General features: G+C 73.9%; 11 protein-coding genes. All 11 read right to left on the bottom strand.

Going from position 1 to position 15,896, the window contains the following annotated elements; all coding sequences use genetic code 11:
* Positions 1-102: 102 nt before the first annotated feature.
* Positions 103-1,050: an aldo/keto reductase gene (locus tag B1H29_RS04440; protein WP_234393156.1), complete on the bottom strand. Its 948-nt coding sequence runs from the start codon at positions 1,048-1,050 to the stop codon at positions 103-105.
* Positions 1,051-1,209: 159 nt separating this feature from the next.
* On the bottom strand, positions 1,210-2,715 hold the full coding sequence (locus tag B1H29_RS04435) for a GMC family oxidoreductase (RefSeq protein ID WP_079160013.1): 1,506 nt from the start codon (positions 2,713-2,715) through the stop codon (positions 1,210-1,212).
* Between the two features lie 177 nt (positions 2,716-2,892).
* Positions 2,893-3,816 carry an SDR family oxidoreductase gene (locus B1H29_RS04430; RefSeq protein ID WP_055421008.1) on the bottom strand — a complete coding sequence of 308 codons (924 nt, stop codon included), beginning with the start codon at positions 3,814-3,816 and terminating at the stop codon, positions 2,893-2,895.
* A complete protein-coding gene (locus B1H29_RS04425) occupies positions 3,813-4,901 on the bottom strand; it encodes an ROK family protein (RefSeq protein WP_234393157.1) in 1,089 nt (362 codons plus the stop codon). The genes B1H29_RS04430 and B1H29_RS04425 overlap by 4 nt, the downstream gene beginning before the upstream one ends.
* Positions 4,882-5,256: a cupin domain-containing protein gene (locus tag B1H29_RS04420; protein ID WP_055421009.1), complete on the bottom strand. Its 375-nt coding sequence runs from the start codon at positions 5,254-5,256 to the stop codon at positions 4,882-4,884. Before B1H29_RS04420 ends, B1H29_RS04425 begins: the two co-directional genes overlap by 20 nt.
* Complete coding sequence (locus tag B1H29_RS04415) at positions 5,253-6,419, bottom strand: sedoheptulose 7-phosphate cyclase (protein WP_055421010.1); 1,167 nt, start codon at positions 6,417-6,419, stop codon at positions 5,253-5,255. The genes B1H29_RS04420 and B1H29_RS04415 overlap by 4 nt, the downstream gene beginning before the upstream one ends.
* Positions 6,400-8,493, bottom strand: a complete 2,094-nt coding sequence (malQ, locus tag B1H29_RS04410) for a 4-alpha-glucanotransferase (protein ID WP_055421011.1) — start codon at positions 8,491-8,493, stop codon at positions 6,400-6,402. Before malQ ends, B1H29_RS04415 begins: the two co-directional genes overlap by 20 nt.
* The gene (locus B1H29_RS39990; protein ID WP_159027765.1) at positions 8,490-11,741 is read right to left on the bottom strand and encodes an HAD-IIB family hydrolase; all 3,252 of its coding nucleotides are present in this window, start codon (positions 11,739-11,741) and stop codon (positions 8,490-8,492) included. The genes malQ and B1H29_RS39990 overlap by 4 nt, the downstream gene beginning before the upstream one ends.
* A gap of 13 nt (positions 11,742-11,754) precedes the next feature.
* A complete protein-coding gene (locus B1H29_RS04400) occupies positions 11,755-12,678 on the bottom strand; it encodes a carbohydrate kinase family protein (RefSeq protein WP_055421012.1) in 924 nt (307 codons plus the stop codon).
* Positions 12,675-13,808, bottom strand: a complete 1,134-nt coding sequence (locus B1H29_RS04395) for a sugar phosphate nucleotidyltransferase (RefSeq protein WP_055421013.1) — start codon at positions 13,806-13,808, stop codon at positions 12,675-12,677. The genes B1H29_RS04400 and B1H29_RS04395 overlap by 4 nt, the downstream gene beginning before the upstream one ends.
* Positions 13,801-15,894: a glycosyltransferase gene (locus B1H29_RS04390; protein ID WP_234393158.1), complete on the bottom strand. Its 2,094-nt coding sequence runs from the start codon at positions 15,892-15,894 to the stop codon at positions 13,801-13,803. Before B1H29_RS04390 ends, B1H29_RS04395 begins: the two co-directional genes overlap by 8 nt.
* Positions 15,895-15,896 lie beyond the last annotated feature (2 nt).

The raw sequence follows: 15,896 nt of genomic DNA, 5'->3' as shown, positions 1-15,896 counted from the left end.
TTGCAGGCATCCGGAGATTACTCGCGCATGACAAGCGCGTAAAGAGCTCGGGCACTCTTTCGCTGCCCGAGCCGCTCACCACCATCCACCGGCGGGCGCCTCTCAGGGCAGCGGCGCGCCCCGCGCGGCGACCCACAGCTCGTACCACTCCTCACGGGACAGGTCGGGCGCCCGGTGCACAGCGTCACGGCAGGCCAGAATGCGCCCGGGCCGGGTGGTGCCCACGACCGGGACGACAGCGGCCGGATGGCGCTGGAGCCACCACAGCAGGACGGTTTCGGGGGTCGTCCCCTTGCGGAGCGCCAGGTCCGTGACCAGCCGGGCGGCCGGGGAGTCCGCCCCGCTCGTGAAGCGGCCCCGCGCCAGCGCCCCCCAGGCCTGCACCTGGATGCCGTGGGTCACGCAGTGCTCCACGGTCCCGTGCGGGAAACCGCCCGCCGCTCCGTCCGGAATGTTCAGCAGGACGCCCGACTCCACCCACTCGTGCCGGGCCAGGCTCATCTCCAACTGGTCGACCACCAGCGGCACGTCCAGGTGCTTCTGCAGGAAGGCGATCTGCGCGGCGCTCATGTTGGACACCCCGAACTGCCGCACCGTCCCCTGCCCGTGCAGGGTGCGGAAGGCCTCAGCGATCTGCTCGGGGTGGGCCAGGGGGTCGGGCCGGTGCAGGAGCAGGACGTCGATGACGTCGGTGCGCAGCCGCGTGAGACTCTCCTCGACTCGCCGGAGGATCGTGCGCCCGCTCAGGTCGTAGGAGCCCACGCGGTCTCCGTCCGGCAGGGTGATGCCGCACTTGGTCTGCACGAGGATGCGCTCACGCAGCCCGGAGGACCGCGCCAGGATCTCCCCGAAGACCTCCTCCGACTTGCCGTGTCGGTAGATGTCGGCGTGGTCGAACGCCGTGATGCCCGCCTCCAGCGCGGCCTCGACGGCCGCTTCGGCGTGGTCGAGATCCGCCGCCGTCCACCGCTGCCGGTCCCAGCCCCCTCCCAGTCCCATGCAGCCGTACAGCAGCCGGACATCGCGTACGTCCGTGTGCGGGGTCGTCATGTGCAGTCGTCCTCTCGTGGGGTCGGCCCGGGCCGGGACGCCCCGGTCCCGTGGGCCTGTCGTTCGTCGCGGGCGGCCCCGATCCGCGCGGCCGGCGCACCTCGGTGCGGGGACGCCTCGGCCGGGCGCCGTCCGCTGCTGTCGTGGTGCCGCGTCGTCTCAGCGCCCGCCCGTCTCGGCCCGTATCGCGTCCGCCAGGAGTTCGGCCACGGCGAGGACCGGCAACTGGGTGTTGGCCGCCGGCACCGTCGGCAGCACGGAGGCGTCGGCGACCCGCAGGTTGGACAACCCGTGCACCCGGCCCGTCCCGTCGACCACGGCGTACGGATCGTCCGCGGGCCCCATGGCGCAGGTCCCCACCGGGTGCCAGTAGGTGCCTGTGCGGGCCCTGATCTCCTCGTCGGTGAGAGCGGCGGGGCGGCTGCCGAGCGGCTGGACCAGCTTCCCGAGCGCGGCCGTCGCCGCCATCTTGGCGACGAGGCCGAGCCCCCACCGGACCACGGCCAGGTCGTGGCCCTCCGGGTCCGAGAAGAACCCGGGTCGGATGTCGAGAGCCTCGGTGGGGTCTGCCGAGCGCAGGGCGACCCGGCCCCGGGAGGCCGGTTTCATGAGGAAGGAGGAGATACCCGCCTCGTACCGGCCCGGCGGCAGGCTGCCGAAGAGCGGAGGGCCCGCCACGGGGAGGATGTGCAGGTCCCAGGAGCCGGGCGGGCACCGGTCGCTGGCGGCCCTGACCAGCATGCGGCTGACGTAGAGGTCGCCCGCCGCCTCCTTGCCGGCCAGCGCGGCATCGAGTGCCCCGGTGGGTGCCAGCGGTACGAACACACCCGGCTGGTCCGACAGGTTGGCTCCGACGCCGCGCAGCTCGACCTCGGGCCGGATGCCGTGTTCCCGCAGGTGGTCCGCCGGCCCGAGGCCACTGCGCAGGAGCACGGCGGGAGACCCGTACGTCCCGCACGCGACGACGTAGTCGTCGGCGGCCAGGGTGGTCCGCTCCCCGCCGCGGACGATGTCGGCGCCCCGCACCCGGCCGCGCACGACGTGCAGCCGGTCGACGAGGGCCGCGTCGACGATCGTCAGATTCGGGCGCTCCCGCACCGGGTCGAGGTAGGCGAACGCCGCGTTCCAGCGCAGTCCGTCGAAGGAGTTGATGAGCGGAGTGCCGTAACCGGGGGCGCCCGAGGCGCCCATGTCGACCGGCGGGTAGCCGAGTTCGTCGGCCGCGTCGAGTGCTGCGCTGCTCCAGACGGAGAACTCGCTCTCCGGAACCGGCCGCAGCCCCATGTGGTCCACCGCGGCCCGGCGGAAGGGTTCCATGGCCCGTGCCGACCACCGCTCGCCCCCCGCCCGTTCCCAGTCCGTGTGGTCCGCGTGGGCGCCCCAGGTGTTCCAGCACCCGTTGACGCACGAGGAGCCGCCGATGATCCGGGCCCGGATGCGGTGCGCGGCCGCGTGCCGCTCCCACACGTGGTCGCGCGGCAGACCCCGCGCGTCGAGCACTGTGCGCGGCCATCCGTCGCCCTGCGGCCCGTAGTCCCGGCCGGCCTCGACCAGACAGACCGACCGGTCCGGGTTCTCGCTCAGCCGGGCGGCGAGTACGCACCCGGCCACACCTCCGCCGAGTACGACGACGTCGTAGCTCTTCACCGGTCCTGTACGTGACATACGTCTGCTCCACCATCTCGCCGCTGGTCGGCGGCGGTCGTACGAACCGGGCGGCGGTGACCCGCCGGCCGGGCGAAGGTCACGCGTGCGGCCGCACGGTGTGCGGGGGCCGCGCGCGGGCCGGGTGCCCCGGCACCCTGTCGGACGTTCGGTCACCGGTGGCGCCGGGCGGGGTGCTCAGCGTGCCGTCGTGAACGCCGGGGCCAGGTACCGGGCCCCCTCCCGCACGCCCCGGACGGTGATCGCCCCGGTCGCCGGCAACCGGGCGAGACGGGAGCCGGTCAGGCACGCGTTCTCCGGCCGGGAGGCGTACCGCGTGGCCGCCCGCGGCACCGGCACGACCAGGTGCGCGGGCGCCCCCAGCGTCTCGGCGACGACCGAGGCCCAGGCGGCACGGCTCACGCGGTCCGGCCCGCCCAGATGGAGGACCGGCGGCAGGGGCGCGCCGGCGCCCAGCAGGGCCGCCGTCACCTCCGCGACGTCGTCCACCAGCACCGGGGTCGTCCACTGGTCCCGCGGCACCCTGACCTGCTCGCCGTGCCGCAGCCGGTGCGCGCACGCGGCGAAGAAGTTGAGCCATTTGCCGGCGTCCGCGGGCTCGTGCCCGTAGACCAGGCTGACCCGCAGCACCACCGCGTCCGCCGCCGCGTCGAGCACGGTCCGTTCCGCCCGCAGTTTCGCGCGGCCGTAGGCGTTGGCCGGGGAGACCGGGGCGTCCTCGGGGTTGTCGGGCCGGGATCCGTCGAAGACGTTGTCGGTGGAGATCATCAGCAGCCTCGCGTCCCCGGCCAGCGCGGCGAAGTGGGCGGCCGCGGCGGTGTGCGCCGCGACGGCCAGATCCGGGTGCTCCTCGCACCACGTGACGTCGGACGGGCCGTGCACGAGGACGATGCGCCGCGGGTCCAGCCGGGCCACGAGCCGGCCGCACGCCGCGGAATCGGTGGCGTCCAGGGCGTGCCACCGGAACCCCGGGAGGCCCGGAAGGTGCTCCGGGCGGTGACGCGAGGTGACGGTGACCGGCTCACCGGCCGCCGCCAGCCGTCGCGCGATGCCCGTGCCGACGAAACCGCTGCCGACGACGAGGGTGCCCCCGGCGCTCACCGGGCACCCGCCGGGGACGGCCGGGACATCCGGTCGGCCAGCAGTCTGCCGGCACCGATCAGTCCGTGGTCGTCGTCCGGTTTGCCGAGCGACACCATGGCGTCGACCGCGTCCGCGTTCAGACCGAAACACCCCAGTCTCACCAACTCGCCCACCAGCAGCTCCCGGTAGCGTTCGCCGACCGCCAGTGCGAAGCCGCCCATCACGATGTACCGGCACACCCCGACGGAGGTGAAGACGGCCCCGATCGCCTGCGCGAGATGCGTGAGGGTGCCGCGCAGCACCTGCGTGGTGAACTCGTCGCCCTCCCGCACCGCGGCCGCGACGGCCGGGTTGTCGATGCCGGGCACGCGGCCGCCGCAGCGCGCGGCCAGCCGGGACCGGGCGAAACCGGCCGGGTCGGCGTCCGCCGCACGGCGGACCGCGGCGAGCACCCCCCGCCCGGAGGCGACGGCACCGAGATGGCCGCGCGCACCGCAGTCGCACAGCGGCGCCCCTGGGGACGGATCGCACACCCAGTGCCCGAGTTCGCCCCCGTGCCCGTCCGCGTCCAGCAGCACCTCCCCGCCCCGGAAGACCTTGTTGCCGATGCCGGAACTGACGGTGATCAGACAGAACGGCTCGGTCTCGGTCGCCGCGTAGCGCCAGGCGGCGGCGGTCAGGTCGTTGACCACCACGACCGGTACGCCGGTCCGCTCCGTCAGGAGCTGCCCCAACGGCAGCGGGTCACCGCGCCGCCCCCACACCGTGGGAGCGGCCAGCACCAGACCGCCGGCGGAGATCGGCCCGGCGAAGGCCACGCCGACGGCGCGCGGCGCCGTCCCCGCGGTGTGCCGGCCGACCTCGTGGACGATCTGGTCCACGACGCGGCGCTGCAGACCGGCCACCGAGTCCTCCGGATGACGGGCCATGCCCTCGACCGGCACCCGGCGCACGCGGGAGACGGCCGCCGTCACCGGGTCGTAGCTCCCGGTCCGCAGCGTCGTGCCTCCCACGTCGAGCACGGTGAAGACGTCGTGGGGCCGCCAGGAGTCCGCGCGGTGCGCCGGACCGGCGGAGAGACGGTCAGACCGCGGGATGGTCACGGAGCTCCTCCTCGAAGACCAGAAGCCACAGATCGGCGGCCGAGTCGTTGACGAGGCCGTGCTCGCCGTACGGGCGGTTGACGACGACGTCCCTGGCGCCGACGCGGAACTCGGCTCCGTCCCGGTACATCAGCCCGCTGCCGCTGAGCACGACGTACGTCTCACGGTCCAGGGCGTGCCGATGACGCCCTATGGACGTGCCGGGCGGCAGCACGGCGATGTCGACGAACTCCGCTCCCACGCCGCCTTCGGCGCGGGCGAACAGGCGGTGCGCGAGGATCGTGCCCAGCCCGCCGTGGTCGTGCTCCTTGCCGCGCAGGAGCGTGTCGAGGTTCACCACGTCGCGGGCGGTCACTCCGTGCCCCCGTCGCGCGCCAGCGCGTCCAGGGCGGCCCGCAGCACGTCGGCGGGCAGGTCTTCCAGCCGCTCCACGAAGTCCGCCTTGCCGATGCCGGTCGGCACGACGAGGTGCAGCTTGCGTCCCCGTCGCTGCCAGGAGGCGTGCAGGGCCTGCGTCATCAGCTCCGGCGTGCAGGTGGCCGGGTCGAACACGGGGAGGCCGATGCGGCGCAGCAGCTTCACCACGCGCGCGCAGCTCTCCGTGTCGACGAGCCCCAGCAGCCGGGCCACATGTGCCGACAGGGCCATGTCGACGGCGACCGCCTCGCCGTGTTCCAGGCGGTGGCCGCCGGCCGTCTCGATCACCGGGCTGAAGGTGTGCCCGAAGTCGACGAGCCGGGCGAGGTCGTGCTCGCGGAGGTTGGGGCAGAGCTCCTCCATCATCAGCCGCATCGAGGTGCGCAGCACGTACGTCTCCAGCGCGCCGTCGGAGGAACGCAGGAAGGCATCCGGGTGCTCCTCCAGCGCCCGGAAGAGATCGGAGTCGAGGATCACGGCCATCTTCACGATCTCCGCGAGGCCGCAGCGGATCTCCCGGGCCGGCAGCGTGGCCAGCAGGGCCGGGTCGTTGAGCGAGGCATGCGCGGGGTGGTAGGCGCCGAACATGTTCTTGGAGCCCAGGGCGTTGACGCCGGTCTTCACCCCGACACCCACGTCCACCTGTCCCACCAGGGTGGTGTTGACCTTGATGTAGCGGATGCCGCGGGCGTACATCGAGGCCGCGAAGCCCACGACGTCCGCGACGATCCCGCCGCCCACGGCGAGCATCACCCCGTGTCGGTCCAGGCCGGACGCCTTGGCGACGGCGCACACCCGCTCCACCGACGTGAGGGTCTTGTTCCGTTCACCGCTGTCGATGGTGTGGACGCTCCAGATGCCCGGTTCCAGCCGGGCGTCGAGGTAGGCGCGCAGCCGGTCGCCGTGGAGACGGTCCACCGTGGGGCCGACGAAGGCCACCACACGCCGTCCCGTCACATAGCCCGCGAGGAGCGGGTTGCGGGGGTCGAACACCCCATCGGTGACGTCCACACGGTAGCGTGTGCCGTCCGGCGCCAGCAGGTCGAAGCCTCCGGAGTCCTCGCGGACCCCCTCGAGCCGATCAAGGGCCTGGCCTGACATCTCTCTCCTCGGTCTTCGTTCCGTGCGGTTCACCGTCGGCGAACACGCGGGCGACGGCCTGTACACGGGGATGGCCGGGCAGGTCCTCCAAGGGCACCGGCCGGCCGTGCCCGTCCGCCACCGGCAGCCTCCAGTTGGGGTGCACGTCAGCGGTACCGGGCAGGTTCTGGGGCCTGCGGTCGCCGGTGGCGTCCGGCAGCCAGACCCCGAGCAGGGTGGACGGGGTACGGGTCAGGAAACGGTGCAGGGCGACCAGCTCGCCGTCGGCGTCGGGCAGCAGGCCCTGCCGGCTCAGTTCGGCCAGCCAGCCGTCCCGCTCGGCCGCCGCTTGCGCCTTCTCCTCCGGTTCCGGGCGGGTCAGCAGTCCCAGCCGGGCCCGCAGGTCGACGTGTTCGCCGCTCAGCCATGCGGTGGTCGTCGGAAGGTCGTGGGTGGTCAGCGTGGCCAGGCAGTTCCTGCGCCACTGCCGCGGCGGCAGCGGACCGTGCCGTCCCTCGGAACCGCCCAGGTACTCGAAGCGCTGCACCGACGTGCCGAGCACGCCGCGCGCGGCCAGCTCCTCGCGGACACCGCGCTCCACCGTGCCGAGGTCCTCGCCGATCACCGCCACCCCAACCCGGTGGGCCTCCAGGAGCAGCACGCCGAGCATGGCCTCGGCGTCGTAGCGGACGTAGGTCCCCTCGGATGGGGGCCGGCCCTCGGGCACCCACCACAACCGGAACAGCCCCATGACGTGGTCGACCCGCAGGGCCCCCGCGTGCCGCATGCCGGCGCGCAGCAGCCCGGCCAGCGGCCGGTATCCCTCGGCGGCCAGCGCGTCCGGCCGCCAGGGCGGCTGGCCCCAGTCCTGACCGAGCGGATTGAAGTCGTCCGGTGGGGCCCCGACGCTCATCCCGCCGGCCAGGCAGTGCTGCAGCGTCCAGGCGTCGGCCCCCTCGGGGGCGACGCCCACCGCCAGGTCGTGCACCAGGCCGATGTCCATGCCCGCGTCCTTCGCCACGCGCTGCGCGGCGGCGAGCTGCTCGTCGGTGATCCACGCCAGCCAGCGGTGGAACGCGACGGCTTCCGCCAGTTCCTCGCGCGCCTCGGCCACCCGCGGCGACCGCGGGTCGCGCAACCCCTCGGGCCAGGACCGCCAGGCGCTCCCGTGCACCTCGGCCAGCGCGGACCAGGTGGCGAAGTCCGTCAGGTCCCCGCCCTCGCGGGCGGTGAACGCCTCCAGAGCCGCACGGCGGCCGGGCGGGGCCGGCACCCGGTACACATGGCGCAGCGCCTCGAACTTGAGGGCGCGCACCACTTCCCGGTCGATCAGGTTCCCACCGCTCAGCACGCGCTCGTTGAGGGCCCGCGCCCGGGCGGCGCAGGAGTCCGCCGCGCGGCGGGCCTCCCGGTCCAGGTACCGGTACTCCGGCACCTCCTCCACCCGGACGTGCATCGGGTCCGCGAACCGCCGTGAACTCGGCCGGTACGGCGACGGATCGGGCAGCGGACCCGGCTCCGCCGCGTGCAGCGGCCCCAGCTGGACGAAGCCGGCGCCCAGCGCGCGGCCGGACCAGGAGGCCAGCTCCGCGAGGTCGGCCAGGTCGCCCATGCCCCAGGACCTGCGGGAGAGCACCGAGTACAGCTGGACCAGGAAGCCCCATGCGCGCCGCTCGGGCACGGGGATGCGCTCGGGCACCGACAGCAGCGGAGCGGACGCCCGCCGCCGGCCCGCCACGGCGTGCAGGACGTGGGCGCCCGGCGGCAGCGGGTCCTCGGGAGCTTTCTCGCCACCGTCCTCCAGGGCGACGCGGGCCTCGGCGCCGGACGGCAGCCGCAGTCCCGCGGCCGATCCGGCACGGACGACCACGCAGGGCGGAAGCAGCCTGTCCGCGTCCGCCGCGCGCCGGGCGGCCAGGGCCCGTCGGGCGGCGTCCGGGGTGCTCGCGTCCACGCCGCACGCGGCCAGGACCGCGACCAGGGTGTCCGCGGCGACGATGACGCGGTCACCGCGGTCGGTGACGTACTCGGTGCTCACGCCGTGCGCGCGGGCCAGGTCCCGCAGGGACGAGCCGGGCGCGGTGGGGCGGGTCACGGACGGCCCCCTTCCGGCGCGAAGAGGCGTTCGAGGACGGCGGCGACCCCGTCCTCGTCGTTGCCCGGGGCGACCTCGTCGGCCATGGCCCGCAGATCGTGGTGGGCATTGGCGACCGCCACGCCGTGAGCGGCCCAGGCCAGCAGCGGGATGTCGTTGGGCATGTCGCCGAAGGCGACGGTGTCGGCGCCGGTGAAGCCCAGCAGTTCGGCGGCCCGGGCCACACCGGCGCCCTTGTCGGTGCCCGCGGGCAGGACCTCCACCATGCCCTTGACCGAGTGCACGACGGTCACCTCACCGTCCGTCAGCCGTTGTGCGACGGCGGCCAGCCGGTCCTCGTCGACGTGCGGGTGGTGCAGGATCAGCTTGTCGATGGGCGCCGCCCACAGCCGGCCCGGGTCGGTGGTCACGTCCCAGCCATGGCGGACCCGTTCCCCGAAGCCGGGGGTCACCTGGAACCGGCTCTCCGGCGGCGAGGTGACGACGCCGAGCTCGACCCGGCCCAGTTCGGCCTCGACCTTCGCGACGACGCCGCGGGCGAGATCACGGTCCAGGGACACCGAGGACAGCAGGCGGTCCGCACCGGCGTCGTACAGTTGCGCGCCCTGGCCGCAGACGGCCAGCCCTCGGTAGCCGAGGGCGTTCAGAAGCTGCCTGCAGGCCACCGCGGGGCGTCCGGTGACCACCAGGTGGTGGGCGCCGGAGGCGGCGACCCGTTCCAGCGCCCGGCGGGTGCGCGCCGACACGGTCAGGTCGCTGCGCAGCAGCGTGCCGTCGAGATCGGTCGCCACCAGCCGGAACGCGGGTGCGCGGGTCGGCACGGTGTCCCAGACCACCCGGCCGGAGCGCAGGGTCACCATGGCGACGGCGTGACTTCCGACGGGCGGTCCGTCCAGTGTCCCCGTGAACACTCCGGCGCCGCCGGCGGCGAGCGGCCGCAGCACGGCACCGCCGGAGGCGGGAGCCGGCTCGTCGGAGGCGAGGGCCTCGGTGACCGACTCCAGCGGGGGGCGCGGAGCGCCGGCTTCCCGCGCTTCACCGTCCGCGGCAGCTGCGTCTGTGGAGGGGACGTCCGTGGAGTCCGTGTCCAGGGCAGCCACGTCCGAGCGGGCCGTGCCGGCGGCAGTCGTGCCCGCGACAGCCGTGACCACGGGTGCCGCGGACACGGTGGCCGTGCTCGGGGCCTGGGCAGCGGGTGCGACGAGGGTGGTGGCCGTCGGGGCCCGGCCGGGGGCCGTGCCCGTCGTCGCGGATGCCTCGACCACCAGCTCGACCCGTTCCGCCTCGGCGTGCGCGTACCGCACGCGCCACGTGCCGTCCGGAGCGGCGGTGAGCCGGAAGCGGTTGGCCTGCCGGGCCCACAGGTCCGGCCGGCCCGCCCGCCGGGCCAGTTCGGCACAGCGGGTGAAGTCCCCCCGGCGGTGGGCCGAGGTGAACAACCGCTCCCAGTCGTCCGCTCCGAGTTCGTCGACGCCGCACCCGAGAACGCGGGCGAGGGCGGTGGCGTCACCGCGTTCCGTCGCCGCCCGCGCGATCAGCTCACGATGCTCGGTGCGGGCGGCGGGCGGCAGCGCCTCCAGCCAGCCCCGCTCGACCAGTTCTCCGGTCGGCGGCTGCGCGCGCTCGCCGCGCAGCAGACGTTCGTAGGCGGCCAGACGCAGGTCCGCGCTGCGGGCCCAGGTGAACGAGCGGCCCAGGCGCCGGGCGTTGCCCGAGAGCCGGGCGTAGGTGCCGGGTGCCGTGCGGAAGACCGTCACTGCCTCGCGTATTCGCCCGGCGAGGGCCCGGGCCAGCCCCGGGTCGTCGTCGCGGAAGGAACCGGGCACGGAGAAGCCCGTCGCGTCCGGGTCGTCGAGGGGTCGCCCGTGCCCGAAGTGGGAGGTCACCCGCTGGGCGGTGGCGATCGGCACCGCCCCGCAGGCCATCGCCTCGGCCTGGGCGATGAGGAAGCCGTCCAGTTCGAACTTGGACGGATACACGCAGAAGTCGGCGCTCGCCGCCTGCTCGAACAACGTGTCCTCGTCGGCGAGCCGCCATTCCAGGCGGAGTTGTCCCGGGAAGCGGTCGGCGAGCCGCTGGAACGCGGCGTTCGCGACCGCCGTCGGCGCGTCACCGCCGCCCCCGGTCGAGCAGCGGATCACGAAACCCACCTCCGGATCTGCGGCCAGCACCTCCTCCACGGCCCGCATCAGCTCCAGCTGGCCCTTGTGGTGCACCGCGTAGCGGGCGGCGTGGTAGAAGACCGGACCGGTGCCCGTCAGACCGAGCGACCGGCGCACCGCGGCCCGGTCCACGGCCTCCGGGTCGCGCGCCAGCCAGCTGTCCGCGATGCCGCAGCCGCCGGCCAGCAGCCGGTCCGGCCGTTCCCGCAGCCGCCGCGCCACGGGCAGCGACCGGAACAGGGCTTCGAACGGCGTGTCCTGCCAGGTGACGTAGTGGTCGCGCTGACCGGGGGACACGAAGTCGATCAGATCCGCGCGGTCGGCGATCAGCGGGAACACACCCACGTGGTCCGGCCCGTACTCGACGTGCATACGGGTGCCGGCCAGCGCCCGGGCCATGGTGGCCAGGGGGGAGTCCTCGGCGGGCGGTGGCCCGTCCAGGGCGTCGAGGTCCGGTCCGCGGACCCCGAAGAGCTCCAGCAGCCGTTCCACCTGCGGCCGGTACACCTTCTGCGTGACGGGGGCGTTCGCGGCGACCGTGGTCACCGTCCGATACCGGTCGTCGTCGGCGAGGACCGCGGGCAGCAGGTAGTGGTAATAGGGCTCGAAGCCGTGCACGACCGCCGGGCCGTCCGCCAGGTGGCGCTGGACGAAGCGCAGGCCGCCGACCTGGAAGACCAGCGGCTTGAGGTACGCCAGGTCCCGGCCCTCGAGGGCCGGAGGCGGGTAGAGCCGGTCCGGCAGCAGGTCCAGGAAGGCGTCGGACAGCAGGTAGACGTCCACGCCGTCCAGGCGTAACAGGTGGGCGCGGGTGTCGAGGGCGAGACCGGTCTCGGCGGGCCGGCCGGGCCACACCTTGGGGTCGAGCACCAGCGGCACCGTGTGCTCGTCGCGGTAGTCGAGCTCCCGGACGTCGAACCGCTCCCGCAGGGCCTGAAGGTGACCGTGCGCGGGTGTGACCAGCGAGACGCGGTGGCCGCGTGCGGCGTACTCACGGGACAGGTTCCACACGAGCGGGGACAGCCCGCCGCGCATCAGCCGGTTGTCGAAGCCGCCGCACTCGAAGGAGAAGGTGACGATGTGCACGCGCGGCGCTCCTTCACTCCGCCGCGGCCTGCGCGCGGGCGCAGGCCGCGCGCAGGCCGGGCAGGTCGATGAACTCGGTGTGGGTGCCGGCGGCACCGCAGGCGAAGGCCCCGGACACCGATCCGGCCAGGACGCACTCCTCCACCGGCCGCCCTTCGAAGCGGGCGTGGAGGAACGCGGTGACGAAGGCGTCACCGGCCCCGTTGGAATCGACGACGGGCCGCTCCGGCCGCACGGCCGGGAAGTGGCGTACCCCAGCCTCACCCCGCACGAGCACATGGCAGCCGTCCGCTCCGTCGGTGGCCACGACGAGGCGGGCCCGGCCCTCGTCGACGATGCCGTGCAGGACCTCCTCCAGCCGGTCGTGGACGGCCGCGGCGCTCATGAAGACGTAGTCGGAGGCGAGGGCGTAGGCGCGGTGGTGGGGGTTGACCCCGTCCCAGTCGTGCAGGTCGGTGGAGCTGGTCACCCCGAGCCGGTGGACGTCCCTGTACAGGTCGCGGTTGTGTCCCACGATGGAGAGGTGGACGTGGCGCGCCCGCTCCAGGTGGGGCAGGTAGAAGGCGCGCGGCAGCCGCAGGTCCGCGGGGTGCCGGGAGTCGTAGAAGGAGAAGCGGCGGCCCTGCGCGTCGACCAGGTTGACGCCGCGCGGGGTGCCGTGCGGGGACACCACGTGGCTGAAGTCCAGACCGTGCCCGGCGTACGCGGCGAGCACCGCGTGACCCTGGGGATCGTCGCCGAGGAAGTCGATGAACTTGGTGGTGAGGCCCAGGGCGTGCCAGCCGAGCGCCACGCCGTTGCCGGTGTGCGCCACGTAGTCGTACACCGGAGGCACGTGCAGCGAGTCGCCCGGGGGGACCTCCAGTTTCTCGACGCTGACGACGGTGTCCACGCCGGCTCCGCCGACCACCAGGACGTCGTAAGGGGACGGGTTCATGTACGGGCTCCTTCCGCAACGGCCGCGGGGTCCTCGACCCGCTGCACCTGTCCGTTCTCCAGGACCACCGCCGAGTCGATGTCCTGACCTGGGCCGACCGTGGCACCGGGCAGCAGTACGCTGCGCCGGACCCGGGCGCCCGCCCCGACGGTGACTCCGGGGAAGAGCACGCTGTGCTCCACCCGGCCCTCGTTGACGAGGTCCGCCGGGACCAACGAGGCGACCACGCCCAGGGAGTCGGCCACCCAGCCCCGGTCCACCCCGGGCCGGACGGTCCTGGGCATCCGTTCGACCGGGAGCCCGGCCCGCGGCCCGCCGGCCGCGAGCATCAGGTGCGCCCGGTGGTAGCGCTCGACGGTGCCGATGTCCTCCCAGTGGCCGGCTACCTCGTGGCCGCGGATGTCCTCGCCGCCCGCGAGCATCGCGGGGATGACGTCCCGGCTGATGTCGTGCTGCCAGTCGGCGCCGTCCAGCTTCTCCAGGTAGCGGTGCAGCACCGCGGCGTCGAATACGCAGAACGCGGCGAACACCAGGTCGCTGGTCGGCTCGGCCGGCTTCTCCGTGAACTCGGTGAGCCGGCCTGCCCGGTCGAAGCGGACCATCCCGAACAGGTGGACCCAGCGCCGCTCGATCCGCTGGTAGGCGACGGTCAGGGCGGCGCCGGAGGCCCGGTGCTCCGCGATCAGCGGCCGGTAGTCGAAGCGGTAGACGTGGTCCGCGTGCAGCACCAGGACCTGCTCGCGGTCACCACCGAAGACGTGTCCGGCCTTGCGGATCAGGGCGTCCGCGGTACCGCGCTCGGCCGGCCAGGTACGAGCGGGCAGCTCGCGGGGGAGCCCGGCGCCCGCGGCGCGGTAGGCGTCGTCGTACGGCCCGAAGTGCACCCGGAAGCCCGGGGCGCGGTTCCACACCCGGTGCAGGTCGTCCATCAGCCGGCGTTCCTCGTACTGGGACAGCAGCAGTACTTCCCCCAGTCCCGAGTCGCGCGCGTTGGCGAGACTGAAGTCGATCAGGCGGCAGGCACCTCCGTACGGGACGAGCGGCTTCAGGCGCCCTTCGCCCAGCGGCCCCATGCGCCGCCCCTCGCCGCCCGCCAGCAGTACCGCGCGCACCCCTCCCCGCTCAGCCATGATGGGCCTCGTCCCAGGTGACCCGGCCGGAGGACAGCGTCAGCAGCAGCCGGGCCCCCGGTGCCGGCGGTGGTCCCTCGAACACACCGGGTGCGGTGCGGCGCAGCTCCCGCACCCCGGGCAGCGCCCGGGCCGACGGGCCGCGCGGGGCCGGGGTCACCAGCTCCACCCGCTCGGCGTGCGGCAGCCGGTACACCAGCCCGCCGTCGCCGCCGACCGAGCACCGCTCCCGCAGGGCGCGCATCTCCTCGGCGCTCACCGCGGCCGGGTGGCGGTCCACGAACCGTTCGCATGTACTGAAGTCGGCCCGCTCCCAGGCCGCGTGGAAGAACCGACGGGCGACCGGGGCGTCGACGGGGGCGCGGCGCGCGTACGCCGCCGGGTCGCCGTGAGCGAGGGCCGCCTCCTCGGTGATCTCCTCGTCCTTCAGCAGGTCGAACCAGCCGTGCCGCAGGGCGCGTTCGACGGGCAGCTCGGCCGGCTCGCCCCGCCACAGGCGGCCGAACGCGGCGAGGTGCAGGTCCGCGCAGTGTTCCCAGGTGAACTGCCGGGCGACCGCCGCCGCGCGCTGAGACAGCTCGCGGTAGCGGGCCGGGTCGTCGGACCACAGCGCCACCGCCTCCCGGATGCACGCGGCGAGCGCGGCGGTGAGCAGCGGGTCGTCCTCGGCGAAGGAGCGGTTGACGGCGAGGCCGGTGGTCTCCGGCTCGGGCCGGGCGTGCCGGAAGTGCGCCATGCCCTCCTGCGCCGTCGCGACGGGCACCGTCCCGCACACCATCGCCTCGCCCTGGGCGATGAGGAAGGTGTCCATCTCGAACTTGGAGGGGAACAGGCAGAAGTCGGCGGCCGACGCGTACTCGAACACCCGCCGCTCGTCCACCCGCTCCGACTCCAGGTGCAGCCGGCCTCGGTGCCGCTCGGCGACCTCGCGGAAGTAGGGGTCGTCGAGCGGGGCGCCGGAGATGCAGCGCACGACGAAGTTCGCGGCCAGGCCGTCGCCCAGCACCCGGTCGACGGCGCGCATCAGCTCCAGCTGGCCCTTGTGGTGCAGGGCATAGCGGGCGTTGTGGAAGAACGTCGGCAGCGCGGGATCCAGTCCCAGCCCTTCGAGTACCGCCGACCGGTCCACCTCGCCCGGGTCCCAGGCGAGCCACTGGCCGGATATGGCGCAGCCCCCGACGAACATCTTGTGCGCGTTCTCCTTCACGGCCTGCGCCAGGGGCAGGTGCGCGAAGAGCGCCTCGAAGGGCGTGTCCCGGAAGGAGGCGTAGAAGTCGAGCTGGCCGGGCGAGAGGAAGTCGATCAGATCGGCGTTCTCCAGGACCAGTTCGTAGAGGGCCACGTGGTCCGGCGGGTACTCGTAGTGCAGATGGGTCAGCTGCTGGTACTGGCGCACCGCTTCGAGGTCCGGCCCGGCCTGCGGGCGCTCCGGCGGGAGGCCGGCCGGTGCGCCCAGGAGCTCGAGCAGGCGTCGGACCTCGGGTGCGTAGACCTTCTTGGTGATCGGCATGTTGCTCTGCACCGTGCTGACGACGTGCTTCGTCGGGTCGTCACGCAGCGCGGCCGGCAGCAGGTAGTGGTAGAAGGGCTCGTGGGCGTGGACGATCGCCCGCTCCCCGCCGAACCAGTGGCGCAGGAAGCGCACGCTGTCCACCTGGAAGACCAGCGGCTTGAAGAAGACCAGGTCCCTGCCTTTGGTGTCGTAGGGCGGGTAGAAGGTGTCCGGCAGCCGGTCGAGGTGCTCGTTGGACAGGAAGTACAGGTCCACGCCGTCGAGGCGGATGCGGTGCGCGGTGGTGCGCACGGGCAGTTCGGTCTCGGCGGGGAAGCCGTGCCACACCTCCGGGTCGAGCACCAGCGGCAGCACGTACTCGTCCGAGTAGCCGAGGTCCTCCACCTCGTACCTGCTGCGCAGGTCGTCGAGTCTGCCGTGCGCGGGGGTGACGAGGGAGACCCGGTGCCCGCGGGCGGCGAACTCCCGGGAGAGGTTCCACAGGTACACCGAGGTGCCGCCCTGCAGGAAGGTGTGGTCGAAGCCGCAGCATTCGAAGTAGGTCTCGATGATGTGCATCGGGGGCTCGGTCACGT

The organism is Streptomyces pactum (assembly GCF_002005225.1).
GTDB classification, from domain to species: domain Bacteria; phylum Actinomycetota; class Actinomycetes; order Streptomycetales; family Streptomycetaceae; genus Streptomyces; species Streptomyces pactum_A.
The sequence above is the reverse complement of the archived record's forward strand: the minus strand, read 5'-3'. Positions and strand labels throughout refer to the sequence as shown.